Genomic DNA, 22,134 nt, shown 5'->3' with positions numbered 1-22,134 from the left:
CCTACCAATAGGTTTTACAGCTATACTCATTCTATCCGTCATAACAGAAAAAATGTTCCACACTCTAGGATAAAGGTTATTGGCCAGAAACTCAACTAAAAATTTGTCGAAATACGAAGAAAAAAACAGAAAGAACATCTTTTCCCTTCTTTATTGCGATTTTTATACTGGAAGAATATAATAAAAAACAGTAAAAAGGAGGAATTGCAATGAAAAAAATTGAGGTTTACACACAACCTGATTGTCCGCCATGTGTTATTGTGAAAGAATTTTTAAAGCATAATAACGTTGTATACGAAGAGTTTGACGTAAAAAAAGACGCCGCTGCTCGCAATCGTCTTTTATATGACTATGATTCTTATTCAACTCCGACGGTTGTAATTGATGGAGAAGTTGTTGCTGGTTTTCAAATTGAAAAATTACAACAACTTCTTAATATAGAATAGGAATAGGTAAAGACCTATTCCTATTTTTATCCCGATATATTTTGGAAGTATGCATCTGATTGTGGCAAGTTCATATTAAACGGGATATGCCCCTGATTAAAGTTTCACTTTATAATTGTTGTAACCTTTTTATTTCAGTTAAAAGTTCTTGACTTTCATGATATCCAGCCAATTTCCACTTCCCTTGATCTCTTTGCAATGTTAAAATTTGATATTGTCCACTTTTCGCCCGCTCATAAACATATAAAATTTTATGCTCTTCATCATATGACATTTTCGTTTCTGAATTAAAAGAAAATGGCGCTTCTTTTGCTGGAAGTAAATATTCACCACTTTGTTTATCACTTCTACTATTTTCATCTGTAAATACTTGAAGGAAATTCTCTGTAAAATATGGTGATAACGTTTCTATCATCTTATTCATCGGCAAACGCTTCCCACGAATTGAAAATTGGCTTTCATAGCCTTTTTGTATCGTTACAAACACTTCTTTCCGATCGACTTTCACTTCCTCTTTTCCTAAAACAGTTGTAACACTATAACCAACTAGAAAGGCAACGCATACAAATAGAACTAACCATATTCCATATTTTCTCATTTTTTCACCTTCCTTTTAAGAAAACTTGTCTTTGTAGTATTCATTGTAACAATGATTATGCAAAGAAAGGGCTGGTTTCGTTCGTAAAATCTTTACAACGATAGACAGCATTTTCGGCACCATTTTCACTATTACCAATTTATGATAAAAACAAACAAAAAATGCACGAATCTCTTCGTGCATTAAAATAAAACATCTTCTTCATATAAATATTCATACGATAAATCTATAAATAAAAAGTTTTCATCATCAATCGGGAAAGAAAATGTTCGTACCATCTCACCGGTTTCAATATCAGCATATAAATCTGAAAGTCTTGCCTTATTCTCAAAACGCATTTTCATAATATTCTCTAGAAAATACGGGCGCCAACTCCAGTTCTTCATATAATACTCAGGCATCACAATCCATTCCCCATCTTTTTTCATAACGTTTCCTGATTGTTGGAAACCATCTTCGTTACAAATAAATATACGAAAACTACATTGTGATACACTTTGGCTAAATTGTAATAACCAATCATTTATATCTTCATTCTTTTTCTGTTTGGCTAAAACATCGCCAATTCGATCACGTAACATTTCTGTTAAATTATAAATCTTTTGTAGTTTTTTCTTCTCATGTTGAATAAATTGATGACACTCATTACCAAGTCGTTCTTTCAAAACGTTCGTTTCAATAAAATCAGGTAAGCATTCTTTCAAATAATTCCCTTGATAGTACCTACCACCGTTTTTCCATGCATATTGTAATTGATAAAAAGCATCTATTTCTTCATATAACAATGTCGCACCAATTCTTCTAGCAAGTAATGATAAAGAATATAAAATATCTTGATAAGATTGTAAAAGTGCAGTTTGCCTTAAATTTGTTAAATCTACTTTTAAAATATCAGGTGCTAACACGCTAATACGTTCTAAATTACTTGTACCTGTTCCGACTTTATTAATCGAAATTTGAATACCGTATGTACGATAATACATAAGCAAATGATTAAATTGCTCTATATCTTCTTTACATTCATGTTCTGTAATCTCTAAAACAATGTTTTTCAAATTTAAACCTTGTTTTTCATACATCAATAAAAGTTGAAGCAAACTTTCATCATCATCGTTCATTAATACGTTAGCATTCCGATGTATAAATAATAATAGTTTTTGATCACTTTCTAAATAACGATTTAAAGCTTTTTCTACTATAATGTTATCCGCTTCTAGTTGAAACTCACTTGGAATAGAGTCATCATGAAAGAAAGAAGCTAAACTTTGTATGCCCTCTTCTGTTTGAATACGCCCTACTACTTCATATCCAATTACAGTATGTTCATCAGCACTAAAAATTGCTTGATAATAAGGAAGGACTTTATCCAAGTTACTCATTACATCTAATGCATCTATCAACGTGCTTCCCTCCCTTTACTTTTCAAAAATTATAACATGATATTTACGGAAAAATAATAAAAAATCCCTTCAGTTTTCCTGAAGGGATTAGAGGGGTAAAATGCTAAGGGGAATTAGCAATTCTACTATGAAGAAAAAAGAGGTCTTAAATATAACGTATATATGACCTCTTGTAAACACTTTTCTTTCATATGTCACAATTCCGTCACATTTTTCTTATCCCTTTTAAAATGGATATTGATGTAAATGTTGTCCTCCATCCATTGTCATGCACGTTCCATTTATGTACGCAGCTTCATCTGAACATAAATAATAAGCTAGACCTGCAATTTCTTCTGGCGTACCCAGTCTTCCAAGCGGAACACTTTGTATCGTACGCTTAGCCATTTCTTCTGAAATCCATAATTTATCAGCACCGCCCGTACGTTCAATTGGTCCTGGCGCAATAGCGTTAACTCGGATTCCATATTTACGTCCCCACTCAACAGCGAGTGTTTTCGTCATTGCTAATACTCCAGCCTTCGCTGCAGCCGAATGAATAACTCCCGGACCTGCATCCCACGCATATGTTGCTACCATGTTAATGATATTTCCTTTTATACCTTTTTCAATCCAATATTTTCCGACAGCCTGGCTACAGTAAAATGTACCGTTTAACACAATATTAATAACCGAATTCCAGCCGTTCACGGATAAATCTTCTGCTGGACAAATAAAGTTTCCAGCTGCATTATTTATTAAAATATCAATTCGTCCAAACTTCTCATCAATCTGTTCAATCATTTTCTGAATATCATCCGTATTTCTTACATCCATTTGTACCGGTAATATTTGTCCTGGAAATTGTTCAATTTCCAATTTTGTTTCCTCTAGTTTTTCCTTTGTACGTCCTGTAATAACAACTCGTGCCCCTTCTTTTGCAAAACGAGTCGCCATTCCTTTTCCCATTCCACTCGATCCACCTGTTATAATAACTACTTTTTCTTTCATATATATCCCCTCCAAAAAATGAATACACATTCATTTTATCATTTTATTTAATAGAAATCTTTATATTTTTAAACTTTTCTGATATTTTAACGTAAAGAGATTTCTTTTCATTCGTTTTTTCGTAATCAATACTACTTTTTTATTATTTAAAATATATTTCAAATAAACTGAAAAGGAGGTTTGAGTAACCTGTAAATAGAGCGAACATATATGATATAAGTCAAATAGGTATACTCATATTTTTATGAAGAAAATTACAAGAAGAGATTTTTTAAAAACTGGAACGCGAACTTGTCTATATTCATTTATAACGACTAGCATCGGATACTATTACGCTAAATATATTGAGCCTCATCTACTCTCTTTTACAGAACATACACTGAAATCACAACTCATACCAAAAAGTTTTCATGGTATGAAGATTCTTCAATTCAGCGATTTACATCTCGGATACTATTTCTCTCTCCACCATTTATCTAAAATCGTTTCTAAAATTAATGCTGTAAAACCCGACATTGTTCTTTTTACTGGCGATCTCATTGATAATTATCAAACATATACTGACACTCCTTTCGTTGCATCCATTTTAAAAAATATACAAGCTCCCTTCGGTAAATTTTCTATTTATGGTAACCATGATCACGGCGGATATGGAACGGAGTACTACGAACACATCATGCGTGAATCTGGATTTGAACTATTACTAAATAGCGAAAAGAAAATCCGTCTGCTGGATAATAGTGAGATTTCCATTTTCGGTCTTGATGATATACTATTAGGCAAACCAAAAATAAAGGAGACACTACAGCGCGCTCGGAAAAACACTTATAACATTGTTCTTGTTCACGAACCAGATATTGCACCGCAAATCGCTAACTATCCAGTTAACTTACAGCTTTCTGGTCATAGTCATGGCGGACAAGTACAAATTCCTTTTTTGGGCGCTATTATTACCCCAGCACTTGCTAAAAACTATGTAGAAGGTTTCTATACGATCCAAGATTTAGCTCTCTATGTCAACCGAGGCCTTGGAAGAACTCGTGTCCCCTTCCGATTTATGTCAAAACCTGAAATTACGATTTTCACGCTCCAACATTCGTAATCATTCGCCTATTTTCTTACATATCCTTTCTTGTACGCGCTCATCCACGTTTCATTTACCATATGATAAAAGTGAGTCCAATAAAGGAGGTTTGTTCATGTATCCATATTATCAACCAATCCCAGTCCGTTCAGCACCTATTGGTCCAGTAGGCGACTCACGCTTCTTTCCATTTTTTGGAGTTCCATTTCTAGCTGGTATTGCTGGTGGACTGCTTGGCGGGGCATTAGCTTTCGGTCCTAGACCATATTACCCACCATATCCACCACCTTTTCCACCGCCAGCACCTTACCCTTGTTATGGTGGACCTTGTCAACAGCCATACTATTATTAATGTACCGCAACAATTCTACCAATGTTATTCCCTCTCTTAACCGATTCATAATCCATTAACATGCTTACAATAAAAACTATTCTCTCTACGCATGCTTCTATTTTGAGAACATACAATAAGTAGAGAACAAAGTAAAAACCTCTTTTTAAAAAGAGGTTTTTACTTTGTTCTCATTATTCGGCATCTGTGTTTTGATACGCCATCTTAAATAACTTCACTTGGCTATCAATCTCTTCTGCCCCATTATTAATAACATAATAATAGTCACCGTCTTTATTTTGTTCACGTGTTTTCACATTATCAGCTAAAGTAAGCTGTAAAATCGCCTTAATTCGTGCCTTCATTTCAATATCTAATATCGGGAAAGATATTTCTACACGTTTCTCCATATTTCTTGTCATCCAGTCAGCTGAAGATAAATATATTTTCTCTTCTCCATTATGATGGAAATAATAAATACGGCTATGTTCTAAATATCTCCCGACAACACTAACTACCCGAATATTTTCACTTACATTTGGAATACCAGGTCGTAGGCAGCATGTTCCTCGAACGATGAGCTCTACCTTTACTCCAGCTTGTGATGCTTCATACATTTTTTTAATGAGTGGTTTATCAGTTAACGAATTCATTTTAGCAATGATATATCCATTTCCATATTGCCTATGATAACGAATTTCTTCATCTATTAAATCGATAAATTGCTCTCTTATATCAAATGGCGCAACCGATAAATGATGAAAATGCGGTTTTGTTGTATAACCACTCAAATAATTAAAGAAATTTGTTGCATCGACCCCAAAGTCTTTTCGCGATGTAATATAGCCAAAATCGGTATATAGCTTTGCGGTTGCATCATTATAATTTCCAGTCCCAAGATGTACGAACCTTTCGATTTTTCCGTTTTTTCTTCTTACAACTAGTGTAATTTTACTATGTGTTTTCAAATGACTTACACCGTAAATAACATGACATCCCGCCTGTTCTAATTCTTTAGCCCAATGCACATTATTTTCTTCATCAAATCTTGCCTTTAATTCAACTAATACTGTCACTTGCTTCCCTTTTTCAGCCGCTACCTTTAGCGCCTGAATAATCGGCGAATCCCCACTTACTCGATATAATGTTTGTTTAATTGCAAGTACATTCGGATCGTCTGCCGCATCACGAACAAAATCAACTACTGGCTGAAACGATTCAAAGGGATGATGTAATAAAATATCATGCTCAATCGCTTTTTCAAATACATCTTCTGCATCCCCTAAGTCTTGAGGCCGTTGCGGAATAAGAGCCGGATATACTAGATGCTCATATAAAGGAGCTAGTTTTTTATATAAAGAAAATAGACATGTTAAATCTAACGGTCCATCCATTATATACACATCTTCATCCTTTACTTCCAACACCTCATATAATAATGCTAATACTCTTTCATCAATATGCTCTTTGCCAACTTCTAAACGTACAGCAGCTCCCCACTTACGCTTTTTTAATTCTTTTTCAATTACCTTTAATAAATCTCTCGCACCTTCTTCGTGAATTGTTAAATCCGCATTGCGTGTAATACGGAAACGAGTAACAGATGATACTTTATATCCTGTAAATAATTTATGAGTAAAACTACTAATTACGTCTTCTAATAAAATAAATTTATGCTTTTGTCCTTCACTCGGTAAAAATATGAAACGTTCCAGTAGTGAAGGAACTTGTACAATTCCTAACTTCGTGCGGTTTTCTTCTTCCACTTGTTTCTCATCATATAAAAGAGTAGCTAAATTTAAACTTTTATTTAATAACATCGGAAATGGACGATATGCATCGATAGCAACAGGTGTTAAGACTGGGAAAATTTGTTCATCAAAATACTCTTCTATAAATTCTCTCTGTTCTTTCGTCAAATCATGGAATGTTAAACGCTCAATCCCCTCTAACTCCAGCGCTGGCAACACATAATTTTTAAACGTACCATACTGTACGGTCATTAATTCATGTGCTTTTATCGCAATTTTATTTAGTTGCTTTTTTGGTGTTAAGCCGGCCTTATTTTCTGGTTGGTTAAAACCGGCACTCACTTGATCCTTCAATCCTGCCACGCGTACCATAAAGAATTCATCTAAATTTGAGCTAAAAATGCTAATAAACTTTAATCTTTCTAAGAGTGGATTCGTTTCATCTTGTGCTTCTTGTAGTACACGTTCATTAAATGCTAACCAACTTAACTCTCGATTGTTGTAATAAGCTGTATCATTTAAATTTACTATATTCCCCTTCGATAATTCCATTCTCTTCACACTTCCCCTTGAAACTTTTTTACTATAATTTAGTTACTTTCATTTTAGCAAATTACAATATTATAAAGTGTAAATTTTTTGTAAAGACATCCGTACAACTCAATGCTTTAATTTAAATAATAAGTTAATATTTGTTTTCAATACTCTTTCTAGCTGTTTCTTCTGCTTTTCAGCTTGCACTTTTTCCGCTAACGCCGATTGTTCACATACAATTTCAAATGTTAATCCTTCTTTACTTTCTGTTATAGATATTGATTCAACAAGCGATCTTTGTCTTATATTTAAAGCTGCTGAAAATTGTAAAACAGCCCCTAAAAGGCGAATTTTCTTTTGTTCATTTTTATCAAACCATCCTTCAAATGGTGACAAATGTTGTTTGAATAACATTTTTGATTTATAAGACGCAATAAGCGCTAATCTTACTCGCTCTTTGTGCATCATACCATCAATTGTTTTATTCGCTAATAAATAAAACGTATGTAAGCGGCTCGCTTCTTCGTCTATATATTTGCCTATATTAAATACTTTCGCTGCTTGATGGAATACTTCCCAGTCTTTTACTGACATAGAAATCAGCCCTGTTTGTTCAAGTTGTTGACAAATCAATCTTCCATGTTTAATAAGCTGCATTACAAATTCCATATCCATTTCATATTCATGTGATAATAAATACAAACTTTCTTCGACCACGTTCGGATAATATGAAATCCCCAAATCTTTTGTCAACTCTTCATAGAAAACACCTTCTCGTAATCCTTTTCTACTTAATACAAATGATGGCGCCTCTATAACATTAACAAGCGTATGAAATACTTCGACTGCTGGAACAATTGTATCTGCTCGATCTTTTGCCAATCCTTCCAATTTTTGAAGTTCTATGAACGACAATGCTTCTAATTCTTCTTTCACATTTTTAATATCTTCTTCTTTCATCTTATATAAATGTACCCCTGCTATAGGATAACAAATTAAATTTTGATGAATTTTCACTAAGTTCCTCGCACTACCACCAATTGCAATAAGAGGCAACTTCTTATCAATTAACCATGGTAATGTTCGAAATTGATATTCTAAGTACGTTCGAATCTTTTCCAACTCTTCTTCAGTAGGTATGTCCTCTTTAATAAACTGCTTTAAAGAAAGTGCTCCAAAAGGAAAGCTATGATACTCTAAAATCTCTCTATTTCGAAAGTATGTAACTTCCGTACTTCCTCCACCAATATCTACTGTAATTCCTTCAGAGAACGAAGTTGAATTCATAACTGCTAAATAGCCGTAACGTGCTTCTTCATATTCTGATAATACTCTAAGAGTAAAGTCTGTTTGTCCTTCAACAAGTTTTTTAATTTCCTCTTGATTCTCAGCCTGCCTAATTGTTGCTGTTGCAACACAAAGTACATGGCGCAACTGATGGAATCGTGTACTTTCTTGAAATTGAAATAATGTTTGTAACAATACCTCTATTCCTTCTTCAATCAACACACCATCGACTAAGTAATTCCTTAACCTTGCAACCACTTTCGTATTTTCAATCTCTTTATAAAAACCTCCGTTTTGCTTTTCATAAATAACTAAACGCATTGTATTAGATCCAATATCTATAATGGCATATTGCTGTTTTAATATTTCTTTCAAACTTCTCACTCTTTCATTATCAAATTTCTAAAACACATTCTATTACTATTATACAAAATAGTTGTTTTTTGTAACAATATTGCTTTAATATTGAAAATATATACAATCACTTTTTGCATATAATAAAAATCGCTTTTACTTATGGTATAATAATGAAAAATTGAAAGGAGATTTAATATGAAACCTTCACAACCACAATCTCAATTACAAAACCAACATTCTATTAATCGACTAGCTCAATCTATTTTCGTTGTGAATCGTCATGCTAAAGCTGCAACTAATCCGAAGTATTTATACTGGTTAAAAAAGACAGCTTTAGAACGCCTAATTACTGAAAAAAAAGCTATTAAAGAAGGATTACATTTCTCTAGAAATCCACGTTTTAGCCAACAACAATCTGATGTTCTTATACGTTTAGGTGATTACTTTTTCCATATTCCTCCTACAAAAGAAGATTTTCGAATCCTACCACATCTCGGTCATCTTGAATCCTCCTATCGAAATCCGAAAACAACCTTATCTTTAACAGTAGCAAAAAAAACACTTCAAGATTATATTGGTCCTGAAGCGCTAAAACAAGAAAAAAAATTAAGTGAACCTGTCCCATGGTATAGTCGTACCTATACAAAAAAATAAAACAGTTTGGCCAATTGTAGGCCAAACTGTTTTATTTTTTCTCTTCTTTAATTTTAATATTTGCTTGTTTATAAAAAGCAATTTTTTCTGTATTATAAGACTTCGTAAATTCATTAAACTTGTCTTTTTCTGATTCAATATCTTTATAAGACTGATTTACTACTTTTACTTTTTCACTAATATCTTTTAATTTCGTACCTTTATCTTGTAACATTGTATATAATTCTTTTTCTTGTTTTAACGATTTATTATAGCTATCATACATTTTGTTAAATGAATCATGTCGTTTCTCATATGTGCTTTTCACTTTATCCGCTTGATCTTTCAATTTCTTATCTTCAATTTTCTTCACATATTTATCTGCCGATTTCACTTCTTCTTGTGCCTTATTTAAAGATTCTTTTTCTTTTTTAAGCACTTTTTCTCGTTCATCTGTATTTTTCACTGCTTGGTTTAGTTTTTCCTTAACAGTTTGATTATTATCTTTTCCTTCTTGAACAATCTGGTTATATAATTCTTGTCCCTCTTTCTCTAAAGTTTCAAGTTTTTTTGCATCTTCAAACATTGTTTTTTCTTGCTTTGCAGCATTTTCAAATGCAACATATAATTCCTCTTCTGGTTTCGGTCCGAAACAACCCGCTAGTAAAGTCATTGATAATGCAGTTACAATTGCTAATTTACTATATTTCAACATCTTTTTCCTCCTACTTATATACGATCATCGTGTAAAAAGCTATGAAATTATATAACCTTCTATAAACTCCACACTCGCACCTTTTTCACGAAAATCATTCATATTGTTTATAATGCTTGTACAAATTGTATTACTTGAAATTACATTTTCCGTTTTTGAACTAAATAGTAGTTCCATATCCATCTTTTACTTGGCACTTTTTAAAACCTATTGATATTATGTATTACACAAAAGTACAACGGAATTCATCACAACCATAATAATTTGAAGAACAACAGTAATCATTCACCTGATAAAAGATGTTCGTTGTTCTCACACGTCTATCATTCCCTTTCCCGCTTTCTATCAAATAATCTCTTCGTTCATTTTACACAGTATAAATGCTATCTTGCAACAACTTACAATTATTCTTGCCATTCCCTAAAAAGGAAAAGTGTAGAGTATACTTTCCTCTACACTTTTAAAATGAAACACATTGTGCAAAATGCATTGACACATCCATCATAATTATATGCCTATTTCATATATTTTTAAAGACTTTTATTACAAAAAAAGTTCTTTTTGTAATAAAAGTCAAAAAAATGTTACAATAAAAACTTCTTCATATCATATTTCTTCAAATCAAAATTTCACTTATTTTTTTACAAATTTCTATGCTGGTACAATTGATTTTGTGCCTTTCTTAACAATTCTTCAAACGTTTTTCCTTCTATAGGATAACTAGCAGCCCCAAATAATAGAGTCATACTTACCAAACCATTTTCTATTTCACTTTCAATATTTTTCATTAATCGGTTTGTTATTGTCGACTTTTCATGTCCGTTATCAATCGCCACAATCACATACTTATTTTCATCCCACTTCGTAACGACATCACCTTTACGAATTGTCTTTACAATCGTGCTCTCCAATTTTTGTACTAACACCTCCAATTTTTTTTCTTGCACTGTTTCTTTTAGTCCTTTCCATTCTTTCACAGAAAGAATGTACACTGTAATATTATGAGAATCTCGTTCTGATAAAGCAGCTACTTTCTCAAAAAAATCAACTACAAAATCATTACTTGCCATTCCTCCTACTTCCGTATCCATACGCCCACTCGCTTTTTTATCATACCAATGTCCAAAATAATAGCTGAGTATCATTTGCAATATATAAATAATAAAGACGGTATAAAATGATCGCGAATCCAGTTTTGTAATTACATCCTGAAGCGCAATCCATTCTGTAACTGCCACTGTATTCCCAAGTAATAATCCACTAATTTTCCCTTTATGTTTCATACTTCACCTCCCTTCTATACCAATATATGTTTCTATAACAATTATGTTTTTCTACAAAATAAAAAATGTACATATTGAGTGTACATTTCCGCTTAAGCTTGTCTACCATTTCTATTCTATTTCATATATATGCCATGCATCATTTTAGAAATATGGTGACCTACATGCTACAAAAGAAAAATCTATCAGATATTATACGTTTACTATCGGGGTTTCTGTAGTCGCTAAAATTACTATTTAATTCTTTCGGAGTAAACTTCATTACATACAATCAAATCGACGCTATTGTAAATATGGATCGAACAAAAAAGGGAATCAAAAAGGGAATCAAAAAGGAACCTTTCATACAGGTTCCTTTTTATCATTGCCGTACAACAACTTCATTTGTTTGCAACGGACCATATGATACTCCGTTATATTGAAATGTATATGTAGCCTGAAATAGTGTGTTTTTGAGTTCTTTATCTTTATTTGCTTTTATTTTACAAATTAATTCTACCTTCTCATTTGGTAATAAATTATCAATTCTCCACCTTACAAGCTGGAACAGAAACTCGCTCATCCCCTTATCAACCTTTAATGAATTTGGAATATAGGCAAAATAATCTCGAATCATATGACTTACTACAACTCGTGAAATCATTTCCATTCCTTTATTTTCAACTTCAATTCGAATAATAAGTATGTCGTTTACATCATAGGTCAGTTCATATGAAAATTTTTCTTTATACATACTACGGATTTGTAATGTAACTGCTACGTTAGGACATTCATTTTCCTTTTTTGAGCCATCAATCCATAATACCGGTTGTAGCGGTATTGAACGCCTTCCTTGATCCGGAATTCGTTTCCATATTTTCATAATAATATTCACCCCATTTCAGATGCATCATATCCATACGACCTTATTCTGCCTCTCTACACAATATTAATAAAGCTCGTTACAAACGATATATAGTTATTACTCTTCCTTTTATCCTATTCGACAAAGTAAAGAAAAAACCATTTTTCATCTGTTAACAGCAGGTATTCTTACTGAAATATTTTTTTACAATTTCCTTCATTGACTTTTACCAATACTAAGTATTACTCACTCTTTCGCTGTCCATACAACAGAATATTTTGACGGAAGAAAAAGTTTGCCTTTTAGTCAAACTTGACTATAATATTCTTTATGGCTTTGTCAGTGCACTTGTGTAAATTGATTTTTAAAAATATATTTATAATTTTTATGCGCTGCACTCAAAACTTAATATAGTTTACTTATTATTAAAGGAGGGTTATCTTTGGAATCTCAATTATCAAAAAAAGACTCCAGCAAGACAAAATTTGTTGTTGCGGGTTTACTACTTGGTATTTTAATGGCGGCAATGGATAATACAATCGTTGCAACAGCAATGGCAACAATCGTTGGAGACCTAGGAGGATTTGACAAGTTCGTTTGGGTCACGTCTGCATATATGGTAGCAACAATGGCAGGAATGCCTATCTTCGGAAAACTTTCTGATATGTACGGACGGAAACGCTTTTATATTGGTGGCCTTATTCTTTTCTTGTTCGGTTCTGCACTTTGTGGAACAGCATCTAGTATTGAGCAATTAAGTATTTATAGAGCAATTCAAGGAATTGGTGGCGGAGCTCTTATGCCTATCGCCTTCACTATTATGTACGACATATTCCCACCAGAAAAGCGCGGAAAAATGACAGGGCTATTCGGTGCTGTTTTCGGAACATCTAGTGTATTCGGCCCTTTATTAGGTGCTTATATTACAGACTATATAAGTTGGCATTGGGTCTTCTATATTAATATTCCATTAGGACTTATCTCCTTCTTCTTCATTACGAAATATTATAGTGAATCTCTAGAATTTAGAAAACAAAAAATTGATTGGGCTGGCGCTATTACACTTGTTATTAGTATCGTTTGCTTAATGTTCGCATTAGAACTTGGTGGTAAAGAATACGCATGGGATTCCACTGTAATTATCGGCTTATTTACAACAGTTGTTATTATGCTTATTATTTTCTTCTTCGTAGAACGAAAAGCAACCGAGCCTATCATTTCTTTCCATCTATTTAAAAAACCTTTATTCGCAGCTAGCCAAGGTGTTGCCTTTTTCTATGGTGCCGCTTTTATCATCTGTACAGTTTATATCCCAATCTTCGTTCAAGGTGTTCTCGGTGGTTCAGCCTCAAATGCTGGATTAATTTTAACACCTATGATGATTGGCTCTGTAATTGGAAGTCAAACGGGTGGACAGTTAGCTTCTCGAACAAGTTATCGTAACATTATGATGGCATCTGGAGTTTTCTTCGTTCTTGGCATTTATTTACTAAGCACTTTAACAATGGACACACCTCGCCTACTCGTAACACTATTTATGGTTCTCGCTGGACTTGGTGTTGGTTTCTCATTCTCAGTTTTAAGTATGTCTTCGATTCACAAATTAGAAATGAGAGACCGTGGTTCTGCTACATCAACAAACTCATTTTTCCGTTCACTCGGTATGACTCTTGGTGTAACGATTTTCGGTACAATTCAAAATCATATTTTTACAGATAAACTAAACACTCTCTTCCCACCTGAACTAGCAAAATTAGCTCCAAAGGGTGGAGACACAAGTTTCTTATTATCACCAAGTGCTACCGATAAAATACCAACTGAAATATTAACTGGTATTAAAGAAGCTCTAGCTACATCTATTGCCAGTACATTCTTCTGGGCACTGATCCCGGCTGTACTAAGTATTATTTGCATTTTACTTATGGGAAATGAGCGTCTTTTTACAGGACCAAAAACGAAACAAAAACAAAAGCAGGTAAGTTAGTATAGAAAAAAGAAACGGCATACCCTTTATGAAAAAGGGTATGCCGTTTATAATATATAAAGTAAATCTTTGATCAGTAAGGAACCATTCCTACTGGTTATTATCCCTCACCAATCGGGATCAAGTTTCTATATACAGGAGAAAGAAACAGTAAACAAAAACATAGACAAAAGTGTGCATATATAGCAAAAAAGTAATTATGAAACAATATAAACCAAAAGAATTTTCAGAAATGCTTAATGTCTCTGTTAAGACATTGCAAAGGTGGGACAATCAAGGTGTTTTAACTGCTTACCGAAACCCAAAAGGAAGATATTTTGTATCTGTACTTTGCGAATTGGAAGAAATGGCAACAAAGTTAGCACTCAATAAAATAGGTCTAGGGATTGATTTAGGAGTGAAGGATTTTGCTACACGTAGCGATGGTATCGTTCATGAAAACATCAACAAAACAATAAAAGTAAAAAAGATAGAAAAACGGTTAAAACGTGAACAACGCTCTTTAGCACGTAAATTTGAAAATCTAAAAAAAAGAGGTGAAAAATCTGTTACTAATAAAAGAGTGAATATAGATAAAAATGTTCTTAGAGTGCAAAAGTTGCATGCTCGATTAGCGAATATTCGAATAGAATATGTAAAGTCTATTGTAACGAATGTGGTGAAAACCAAACCAACGTTTATTACAGTAGAAGATTTGAATGTGAAAGGTATGATGAAGAATAAACATTTATCTAAAACAATTGCCAAGCAGTCTTTTTTTACTTTTAAAACGTGGCTTTTGACGAAATGTGAGGAATATGGAATTGAATTACGTCAAGTAGACCGGTTTTATCCATCGTCAAAGTTATGCTCATGTTGCAGTCAAAAGAAAGCGGATTTAAAGCTATCTGACCGAGTATATACATGTGAATGTGGCAATGTAATGGATAGAGATTTGAACGCAGCGATCAACCTTTTACAAGCAAAAGAATATACAATACTAACGTAAATAGTTTGTATATATGTACGGTGGGCTACATCGGAATTTACGCCTGTGGAGTGTCACAGCAAACTGTAGTAGCAAGTGATTAGCGAGGCAGGGCACGTAGAAGCAGGAATACTCTAAGAATATACATTTGTCTATATTTTTAGTAGCAGTTGAGACAGCATGAGCATGAAATTAGTCATTCTCGGCTTACTACTCGAAGGAGATAAACATCCATATGAAGTGCAGCACATCATGAAAGAAAGACAAATGGACTGTTACATTAAATATGCAAAAGGATCACTTTACTATGCCTTTGAGCAATTAGAAAAACAAGGGGCAATTCGTGTTACAACTATTGTTCGAGATACAAATAGACCAGATAAAACAATTTTTCATATAACAGACGAAGGTAAGCGGTTATTTCACACGTTACTATTAAAACAATTCGAGGCAAAAAATCAAATATATAAACCAATTTATTCGGCACTCTCTTTCGCTCATTTTGGTAATGATCAAGAGTTAGTTCCTATTTTAGAAAAGAAGAAAAATGACACCATTCAATATTTACATAATATGCAAACTATTTATGATTGTAGCAAAGGAAAAATTCCACGTGCACAACTATATATTTTGCAAAGCGTTATTGAACATATTACAGTGGAATTGCAATGGTTAAACACCCTTCTTGCAGATGCTGTTGCCGGGCGACTTTCAGAAATTGATATAGATACGGATTAAACTTTTAAAATAGAAACTGTAAAATGACAATATAGTTATTTTATTTCAAAGTCTAAAACAAGTATAACCCCATTCTAATTTAGGTTGGGGTTATGCTTGTTTAATTTTCTATATAAGATAAACCAATTATTTAATAACATAACTGGCATCTTATGTATGTATAGGTACCCATTTCTTTATAAATTTAATCGCACTTTATTTCAATTCTCCTCATGTTTCTTCACTCTAAAAAAATCAGAAAAATGAAAATAATTAAAATAAAAAACTTTAGAATTTTCTTATTTCAAAACAGTAGACAAAATTCCAAAAATTGTGTTAGAATTTGTTTCAATATCATATCGCTTGTTAAATTCCTTTCAAAAGGAAAATGGGTACACGAACAGTTTGTTTCGTGTTTAAAAGGGAAGCTTGGTGAAACTCCAACACGGTCCCGCCACTGTAAATGCTGAGATTTCTTTTTAATGCCACTGTGAAAACGGGAAGGTGAAAGAAATCATATGAAGCATAAGTCAGGAGACCTGCCTGTTTTAACAACACTGATAGATTCACGGATGATGATGAGGTGTTAAAACAAAAAGGAAGGCTTATTTTCTATGCCTTTATACTTTTTGTTATAGGTATTTCCTAGTAAACGGAAATGCTTACTTTCAATTAGGGAGGAATTTGAAATGGCTATTCAAACAAGTAACTTAGGTTATCCACGTATCGGACTACAACGAGAGTGGAAAAAAACATTGGAAGCTTTTTGGTCTAATAAAATCGATGAAGAACAATTTTTAACAACAATGAAAGAAATTCGTCTTAAACACGTTAAAGCACAGCAAGAAAAAGGGATTGAACTTATTCCAATTGGCGACTTTACATATTATGATCACGTTTTGGATACTGCTTATATGCTAGGATTTATCCCATCACGTTTTTCTCAGTTTACATCTTACCTTGATGTATATTTCGCAATGGCGCGTGGCTCTAAAGATCACGTAGCTTCCGAAATGACAAAATGGTTTAACACAAACTATCATTATATCGTTCCTGAATATGAAGAAGGATTACAAATCTCTTTAAAAGATAATCGTCCACTTCGCTTATACGAAGAGGCAAAACAAGAATTAGGAGTAGATGGAAAACCTGTTATTTTAGGACCATATACTTTCTTGAAATTAGCTAAAGGCTATACACAAGAGCAATTTGCTACTATTTTAAAACAGTTAGTTGCACCTTACGTACAACTGCTTTCAGAACTACATGCAGCTGGTGCACAAATCATTCAAGTTGATGAACCGATTTTCGCTTCTTTAACGAAAGAAGAAGTTCAACAAGCAAAAGAAATTTATGAAGCTATTCGTAAAGAAATTCCAAATGCGAATCTTCTTTTACAAACATATTTTGATAGTGTAGAAGAAAACTATGAAGAAATCATTACATTCCCAGTATCAAGTATTGGATTAGATTTCATTCATGGTAAAGAAGGTAATCTACATGCTATTTCAAAATATGGATTCCCAGCTGATAAAACTTTAGCTGTTGGTTGTATAGATGGCCGTAACATTTGGAGAGCCGATCTTGATGAAGTTCTTACGTTATTTACAACGTTACAAAAACAAGTCCAAACGAAAAACTTCATCGTTCAGCCTTCTTGTAGCTTATTGCATACGCCAATCGATAAAACAGAAGAAACTCACTTATCGACTGAGCTATTTGACGCGTTGGCATTTGCAAATCAAAAATTAGAAGAGTTAGTTCTTATTCATTCCGCTCTAACTCAAGGTACAGAAAGCATTCGTAATGAGCTGGAAACATATCGAAATGTACATCATACGATTCGTTCATCTGCTGCACGTAATCGAAAAGATGTCAAAGCAGCACGAACAGCACTAAAAGAAGAAGATTTTTCACGACCTCTTCCATTTGAAAAACGATATGAATTGCAACAAGTTGCTCTGAAGTTACCGTTGTTACCAACAACAACTATCGGTAGCTTCCCGCAAACAACTGAAGTTCGCCAAACGCGAAAAGAATGGCGTAACGGTGTTATTTCAAATGAACAATATGAACAATTTATTGAAAAAGAGACAGAAAAATGGATTCGTTACCAAGAAGAAATTGGTCTTGATGTTCTTGTACATGGTGAGTTTGAAAGAACTGACATGGTCGAATATTTTGGTGAACGCCTTGCTGGTTTCTCATTCACTAAAAACGGTTGGGTGCAATCATACGGTTCCCGCTGCGTAAAACCACCTGTTATTTATGGTGATGTAGCCTTTATTAACGGAATGACTATTAAGGAAACTGTTTATGCACAAAGCTTAACAGAGAAAGTTGTAAAAGGCATGTTAACTGGACCTGTTACGATTTTAAATTGGTCCTTCGTTCGAAATGACATTCCAAGAAAAGAAGTTTCATATCAAATTGCATTAGCTCTTCGTCATGAAATTGAACTACTTGAATCTTCCGGAATTCGAGTAATTCAAGTCGATGAGCCAGCACTTCGTGAAGGAATGCCACTAAAAGAAAAAGATTGGGACGCTTATATTACATGGGCAGTACAATCCTTCCTTTTAGCCACTTCATCTGTAGCAAATGAAACACAAATTCATACTCATATGTGTTACAGTAACTTCGAAGATATCGTTGATGCGATTCGCGCATTAGATGCAGATGTGATTTCTATCGAAACATCAAGAAGTCACGGTGAATTTATTGATACATTAAAACATACAACATATGAAAAAGGCATCGGTCTAGGTGTATATGATATTCATAGCCCACGTGTACCAAGTAAAGATGAAATGTATAAAATCGTAGAACAATCTTTAAAAGTATGCGATCCTAAATATTTCTGGATTAATCCTGATTGTGGTTTAAAAACGAGAAGAACAGAAGAAGTTATTCCAGCTTTAGAGCACATGGTGCAAGCGGCAAAAGACGCTCGTTCCTTGCTAAAAACAAACGCATAATAAAAATGGGGTATCCTTTTTGAGGATACCCCATTTTTTATTCTTTACTTTCAAAAAAGAATTCATATTGTATTTTATATAATTCATCATCCGTTGGTTCTTCAAGGGGTGTTGCCTGTAATACAACCGTATACTCACCATTTGGAATAGGAATTTGAAATTTATTTGAAAGAATACTTGTTACAACGATACATTCATTTTCAACTGTAAAAGGAACTGTAACCGTTCTAATTACTTCTTCTTTCTCAATATGTTTCCCTGGGGTCACTTTTACTTCACAAGTATAATCAGAAAGTGCTTCAAAAATAACAGTTCCATCCGTCTTCGCATAACCTCTCTCAAAATCTTCATCCGTCCAGTCAACGTAAGGCTGATCACCGTCATAGTTCATCAACATTAATTGCGAATACGAAATTGTTAACTCCATCGTTTCCCTCCTCCTTCATTATGAAATATACAACTACTACTTTACGTCAAATTTTACACGCGTACCATCTGGGTATTTATCTAACTTATTTCCTACCCAAGAGCCTGCTCCGCGATTATCTGCTGGACTTATATATTCGATGTGCGCTCCTTTTCCGCCTTCTTTACACATCGCCATTGGCCATTCATCACGATCATACCCTTTTTTTGATGGGTATGGAGCTAACGATAATTTTCTTCTATCCGCAGCGCCACCACGGTCGATTGTACACACTTCTGAATGCCCTTCTTTTATAGCATCCGTAATATGTTTCCCTGTCTCTGGGTATCGATCTTTCGGAAATTCTAGAACTTGATCATACGCATTTGTTTTTTTAATACTTGTTTCCTCTGGAACAAGCACTTCATACACCGCTACTACAATAGAAAGAATTGCAATAATTGAAATGATAATACCTTTTAATTGCTTCATGTATACCTCCATGATTCTACCAGTTTCTTTTCCTCAGTTATTATAACAAACTTCTCCTGTATATGTTTTCAGACATTATTTTAGCTCTTCTTCGCCATTCCGCCAAAAACTCTCATTTTTCTTCATCTTTTCACTAATGCTGTAGAAAACTAATAACCTTCCGACATTCTTTTTCAAAGGAAGTCCTCATAAAAGATTGAAATGATATATACGATACTTTTTGGGGAGGAAATATTATGGAAGCTACCTATAAAACGAAAGATGTGACGAATAAAACAGGCATCCCAAAACATATAGTCCGCAAATATAGTCAACTGTTAGAAGAACATGGTTATATAATTTCCAAAACAGCTGATGCTCGTATTTATAAACTTGATGATTTAAAACTATTGAAATCTATACATGAAAGAGCTGCTACATTGCAGGAAGATATTTCAGAAACGATACCAATTATTTTAAAAGAAAAAGAGGCCCCACCTGTACCAGTTATACAAAATACGCAAGAAATACAACCGAAAGAAAAAGAAGATGGGCGCAACTTCGAGGAATTCATGTTAAAACTTGAAATGCTCGCTCAACTAAATGAAGCCATTATTCATCAAAATTCTACCCTTATTACCCAAAATCGTTTAAAAGATGAAAAGCTAGATGAGTTGATGCAACAAGTTTATGTAAAAGAAGGATCTCAGGAAAAAATGCTACAAGAGTTAGTGGATCATGCCGCTCAAACAGATGCTCTGCAAAAAGAAAAGATGGACTTATTAATGAATCATATGTATAAACGAGAATCTAAACAAGAAGAAAAAATGAATAAACTCGTAAATCAAATTTATAATAAAGATAGCAACCGTGATGCACAACTTATGCAAGTAATTCGCGAAATTCAAGAAACAAAAAGATTAGTCGCCGCTTCAAAAGAACAAAGCTTTTTCCAATCATTTAGAAGTTTATTTAGCCGAACAAAACAAGAAAAAACAACTGAATAGCATAATATATTTTTTCTAATATAAAATAAAAAGTTACCTTCTATCGGTAACTTTTATTCCTTATTTCTTACAGCTGGCAATATAATAATCGCTTCAGTTCCTTTCCCACTTTCACTTTTATATTCCAGCGTACCATTATGCGCTTGTAAAATACTAAATGTTACCATTAGTCCTAATCCTGTCCCTTTTTCTTTTAAAGAATAATACGGTTGTCCGAGCCTTGCTAATTGTTCTTTCGTCATTCCAACACCACTATCTTTAACTCTTATTACAATCGTTTCATCTTTTTGTATAGCCGTTACTTTTAAATATCCTTTATTTCCTTGAATTGCTTCAATACCATTTTTAACAACATTCATAATGGCTTGCTTCAATTTCGTTTTATCACCGATCGTATAAAGACTTTCAGAAATCTCAACTTGCAAATATACACCTTGCATCGCTGCAAATGATGACATAAGAGTCGTCATTTCTATTAATTGAGCTGATAAGCAAATATGTTCTTTTTTCTCAATTTGTGGCCTTGCTAAATTTAAATAATCTGAAATAATTTGTTCTGCCCGGTCCAATTCAGCTAATACGAGACGCATATAATCCTTGTTCTTCACATCTTCCGTACTTTCTAGCAATTGAATAAAACCACGAACAACAGTGAGCGGATTTCGAACCTCATGTGCAACACTTGCTGCTAACTCACTTACAATATTAAGTTTCTCTGACTTTTGCATCTCTGTACGTAGTATTGCATTTTCATTTAAATATTCTGTTAAGTACACCTGAAATACCATTGTCATAACCATAATAAGCGAAGCAAATATATATCCGCTATATAAGTGTGAAACATATGGTGTAAACCCCGTTTCTAACAGAACGTTAATCATACCAATCACTAAAGAAACAAGTACGTACAATGATGAAATCATAAATGCTAAAATTAGCTTCTTATCCCTTGAAAATAGAGACCATTTCTTTGATAAAAATAATGGAACTATCAATAGAAATATTACTTCTATGACTGGAAGAAGGTTTATGCCCTTTAGCGCCCATTCATAGATAACAAAAATAACGGCCGGGATTAAACCAACAATCCCACCATATAAAAAACCACTAACAATTGGGATTGGGTGAAAGTTATACCCGCAAACGTCCCCAAAACAAATAGAATATGTCATAGAGAGAACGAGTGTAATGCTAGATAAAAACATAATAAAGTAGCGGTTCGGCTTCGGAGGCATTTCTTGATAACGATTTAAACGAATCGCTTCGTATAAAAATAGTGGCAAAATAATGATTGCAATTTGGATCATTAAATCACGGATAAGCTCCATAGCCTCTCATCCCCTATATGTAT

20 protein-coding genes, 1 pseudogene and 1 riboswitch are annotated in these 22,134 nt (G+C 33.5%); of the genes and pseudogenes, 10 read left to right on the top strand and 11 right to left on the bottom strand.

Features of this window, described 5'->3' with window-relative positions; translation table 11 throughout:
- Positions 1-209 precede the first annotated feature (209 nt).
- Positions 210-446: a glutaredoxin family protein gene (locus tag QCI47_RS07630; RefSeq protein ID WP_000717880.1), complete on the top strand. Its 237-nt coding sequence runs from the start codon at positions 210-212 to the stop codon at positions 444-446.
- A 109-nt stretch (positions 447-555) separates the two neighbouring features.
- Here QCI47_RS07630 and QCI47_RS07625 read toward each other — a convergent pair whose 3' ends face one another.
- The 3 genes from QCI47_RS07625 to fadH form a co-directional block, all read right to left on the bottom strand.
- Complete coding sequence (locus QCI47_RS07625; protein ID WP_076875544.1) at positions 556-1,044, bottom strand: DUF3993 domain-containing protein; 489 nt, start codon at positions 1,042-1,044, stop codon at positions 556-558.
- A gap of 182 nt (positions 1,045-1,226) precedes the next feature.
- Positions 1,227-2,444, bottom strand: a complete 1,218-nt coding sequence (locus QCI47_RS07620; RefSeq protein ID WP_000564304.1) for an EAL domain-containing protein — start codon at positions 2,442-2,444, stop codon at positions 1,227-1,229.
- A 225-nt stretch (positions 2,445-2,669) separates the two neighbouring features.
- Entirely contained in the window at positions 2,670-3,434 is a 765-nt protein-coding gene (gene fadH / locus QCI47_RS07615; RefSeq protein ID WP_000660909.1) for a 2,4-dienoyl-CoA reductase, read from the bottom strand.
- Between the two features lie 244 nt (positions 3,435-3,678).
- Between fadH and QCI47_RS07610 the strand changes: the two genes are divergently transcribed.
- Complete coding sequence (locus QCI47_RS07610) at positions 3,679-4,536, top strand: metallophosphoesterase (protein ID WP_353811735.1); 858 nt, start codon at positions 3,679-3,681, stop codon at positions 4,534-4,536.
- Between the two features lie 97 nt (positions 4,537-4,633).
- Complete coding sequence (locus QCI47_RS07605; RefSeq protein WP_000283743.1) at positions 4,634-4,870, top strand: hypothetical protein; 237 nt, start codon at positions 4,634-4,636, stop codon at positions 4,868-4,870.
- A 173-nt stretch (positions 4,871-5,043) separates the two neighbouring features.
- Here the strand turns inward: QCI47_RS07605 and QCI47_RS07600 are convergent, their stop codons facing one another.
- A complete protein-coding gene (locus tag QCI47_RS07600; RefSeq protein ID WP_000423563.1) occupies positions 5,044-7,152 on the bottom strand; it encodes a polyphosphate kinase in 2,109 nt (702 codons plus the stop codon).
- 108 nt (positions 7,153-7,260) lie between these two features.
- Positions 7,261-8,796 carry an exopolyphosphatase gene (gene ppx, locus QCI47_RS07595; RefSeq protein WP_000658867.1) on the bottom strand — a complete coding sequence of 512 codons (1,536 nt, stop codon included), beginning with the start codon at positions 8,794-8,796 and terminating at the stop codon, positions 7,261-7,263.
- Between the two features lie 177 nt (positions 8,797-8,973).
- On the opposite strand from ppx, the gene QCI47_RS07590 reads away from it, so the two are divergent.
- Positions 8,974-9,432 (top strand): YkyB family protein, encoded by a 459-nt coding sequence (locus tag QCI47_RS07590; protein WP_000804868.1) that lies wholly within the window; start codon positions 8,974-8,976, stop codon positions 9,430-9,432.
- A 31-nt stretch (positions 9,433-9,463) separates the two neighbouring features.
- Here the strand turns inward: QCI47_RS07590 and QCI47_RS07585 are convergent, their stop codons facing one another.
- Positions 9,464-10,126: a YkyA family protein gene (locus QCI47_RS07585; protein ID WP_000922491.1), complete on the bottom strand. Its 663-nt coding sequence runs from the start codon at positions 10,124-10,126 to the stop codon at positions 9,464-9,466.
- A 641-nt stretch (positions 10,127-10,767) separates the two neighbouring features.
- Entirely contained in the window at positions 10,768-11,409 is a 642-nt protein-coding gene (locus tag QCI47_RS07580; RefSeq protein ID WP_000680837.1) for a diguanylate cyclase domain-containing protein, read from the bottom strand.
- 164 nt (positions 11,410-11,573) lie between these two features.
- Here QCI47_RS07580 and QCI47_RS07575 point away from each other — a divergent pair.
- Positions 11,574-11,831 (top strand): annotated as a pseudogene (locus QCI47_RS07575) (hypothetical protein).
- Here the strand turns inward: QCI47_RS07575 and QCI47_RS07570 are convergent.
- Positions 11,771-12,271 carry a hypothetical protein gene (locus tag QCI47_RS07570; protein WP_000708168.1) on the bottom strand — a complete coding sequence of 167 codons (501 nt, stop codon included), beginning with the start codon at positions 12,269-12,271 and terminating at the stop codon, positions 11,771-11,773. The pseudogene QCI47_RS07575 and the gene QCI47_RS07570 overlap by 61 nt on opposite strands.
- A gap of 424 nt (positions 12,272-12,695) precedes the next feature.
- Here QCI47_RS07570 and QCI47_RS07565 point away from each other — a divergent pair, with 424 nt between their 5' ends.
- The 4 genes from QCI47_RS07565 (at position 12,696) to metE (ending at position 18,899) form a co-directional block, all read left to right on the top strand.
- Positions 12,696-14,237, top strand: a complete 1,542-nt coding sequence (locus QCI47_RS07565) for an MDR family MFS transporter (protein WP_048557615.1) — start codon at positions 12,696-12,698, stop codon at positions 14,235-14,237.
- Between the two features lie 199 nt (positions 14,238-14,436).
- On the top strand, positions 14,437-15,225 hold the full coding sequence (locus QCI47_RS07560; RefSeq protein WP_074543989.1) for an RNA-guided endonuclease TnpB family protein: 789 nt from the start codon (positions 14,437-14,439) through the stop codon (positions 15,223-15,225).
- 159 nt (positions 15,226-15,384) lie between these two features.
- A complete protein-coding gene (locus QCI47_RS07555; RefSeq protein ID WP_242290940.1) occupies positions 15,385-15,942 on the top strand; it encodes a PadR family transcriptional regulator in 558 nt (185 codons plus the stop codon).
- A gap of 352 nt (positions 15,943-16,294) precedes the next feature.
- A riboswitch (cobalamin riboswitch) is annotated at positions 16,295-16,482 on the top strand.
- Between the two features lie 128 nt (positions 16,483-16,610).
- The gene (gene metE / locus QCI47_RS07550; RefSeq protein WP_242290942.1) at positions 16,611-18,899 is read left to right on the top strand and encodes a 5-methyltetrahydropteroyltriglutamate--homocysteine S-methyltransferase; all 2,289 of its coding nucleotides are present in this window, start codon (positions 16,611-16,613) and stop codon (positions 18,897-18,899) included.
- Between the two features lie 37 nt (positions 18,900-18,936).
- Here the strand turns inward: metE and comJ are convergent, their stop codons facing one another.
- Complete coding sequence (comJ, locus tag QCI47_RS07545; protein WP_000424017.1) at positions 18,937-19,326, bottom strand: competence protein ComJ; 390 nt, start codon at positions 19,324-19,326, stop codon at positions 18,937-18,939.
- 36 nt (positions 19,327-19,362) lie between these two features.
- Positions 19,363-19,797, bottom strand: coding sequence for a DNA-entry nuclease (gene nucA, locus QCI47_RS07540; protein ID WP_000811499.1), 435 nt, complete (start codon positions 19,795-19,797; stop codon positions 19,363-19,365).
- A 236-nt stretch (positions 19,798-20,033) separates the two neighbouring features.
- On the opposite strand from nucA, the gene QCI47_RS07535 reads away from it, so the two are divergent.
- The gene (locus QCI47_RS07535; RefSeq protein WP_000388462.1) at positions 20,034-20,783 is read left to right on the top strand and encodes a DUF3967 domain-containing protein; all 750 of its coding nucleotides are present in this window, start codon (positions 20,034-20,036) and stop codon (positions 20,781-20,783) included.
- Positions 20,784-20,836: 53 nt separating this feature from the next.
- Here the strand turns inward: QCI47_RS07535 and kinB are convergent, their stop codons facing one another.
- On the bottom strand, positions 20,837-22,111 hold the full coding sequence (kinB, locus tag QCI47_RS07530; protein WP_000420384.1) for a sporulation sensor histidine kinase KinB: 1,275 nt from the start codon (positions 22,109-22,111) through the stop codon (positions 20,837-20,839).
- Positions 22,112-22,134 lie beyond the last annotated feature (23 nt).

This window comes from Bacillus cereus group sp. RP29, assembly GCF_040459765.1.
GTDB lineage: Bacteria > Bacillota > Bacilli > Bacillales > Bacillaceae_G > Bacillus_A > Bacillus_A paranthracis.
This window is presented reverse-complemented; position numbering and strand designations above follow the sequence as displayed.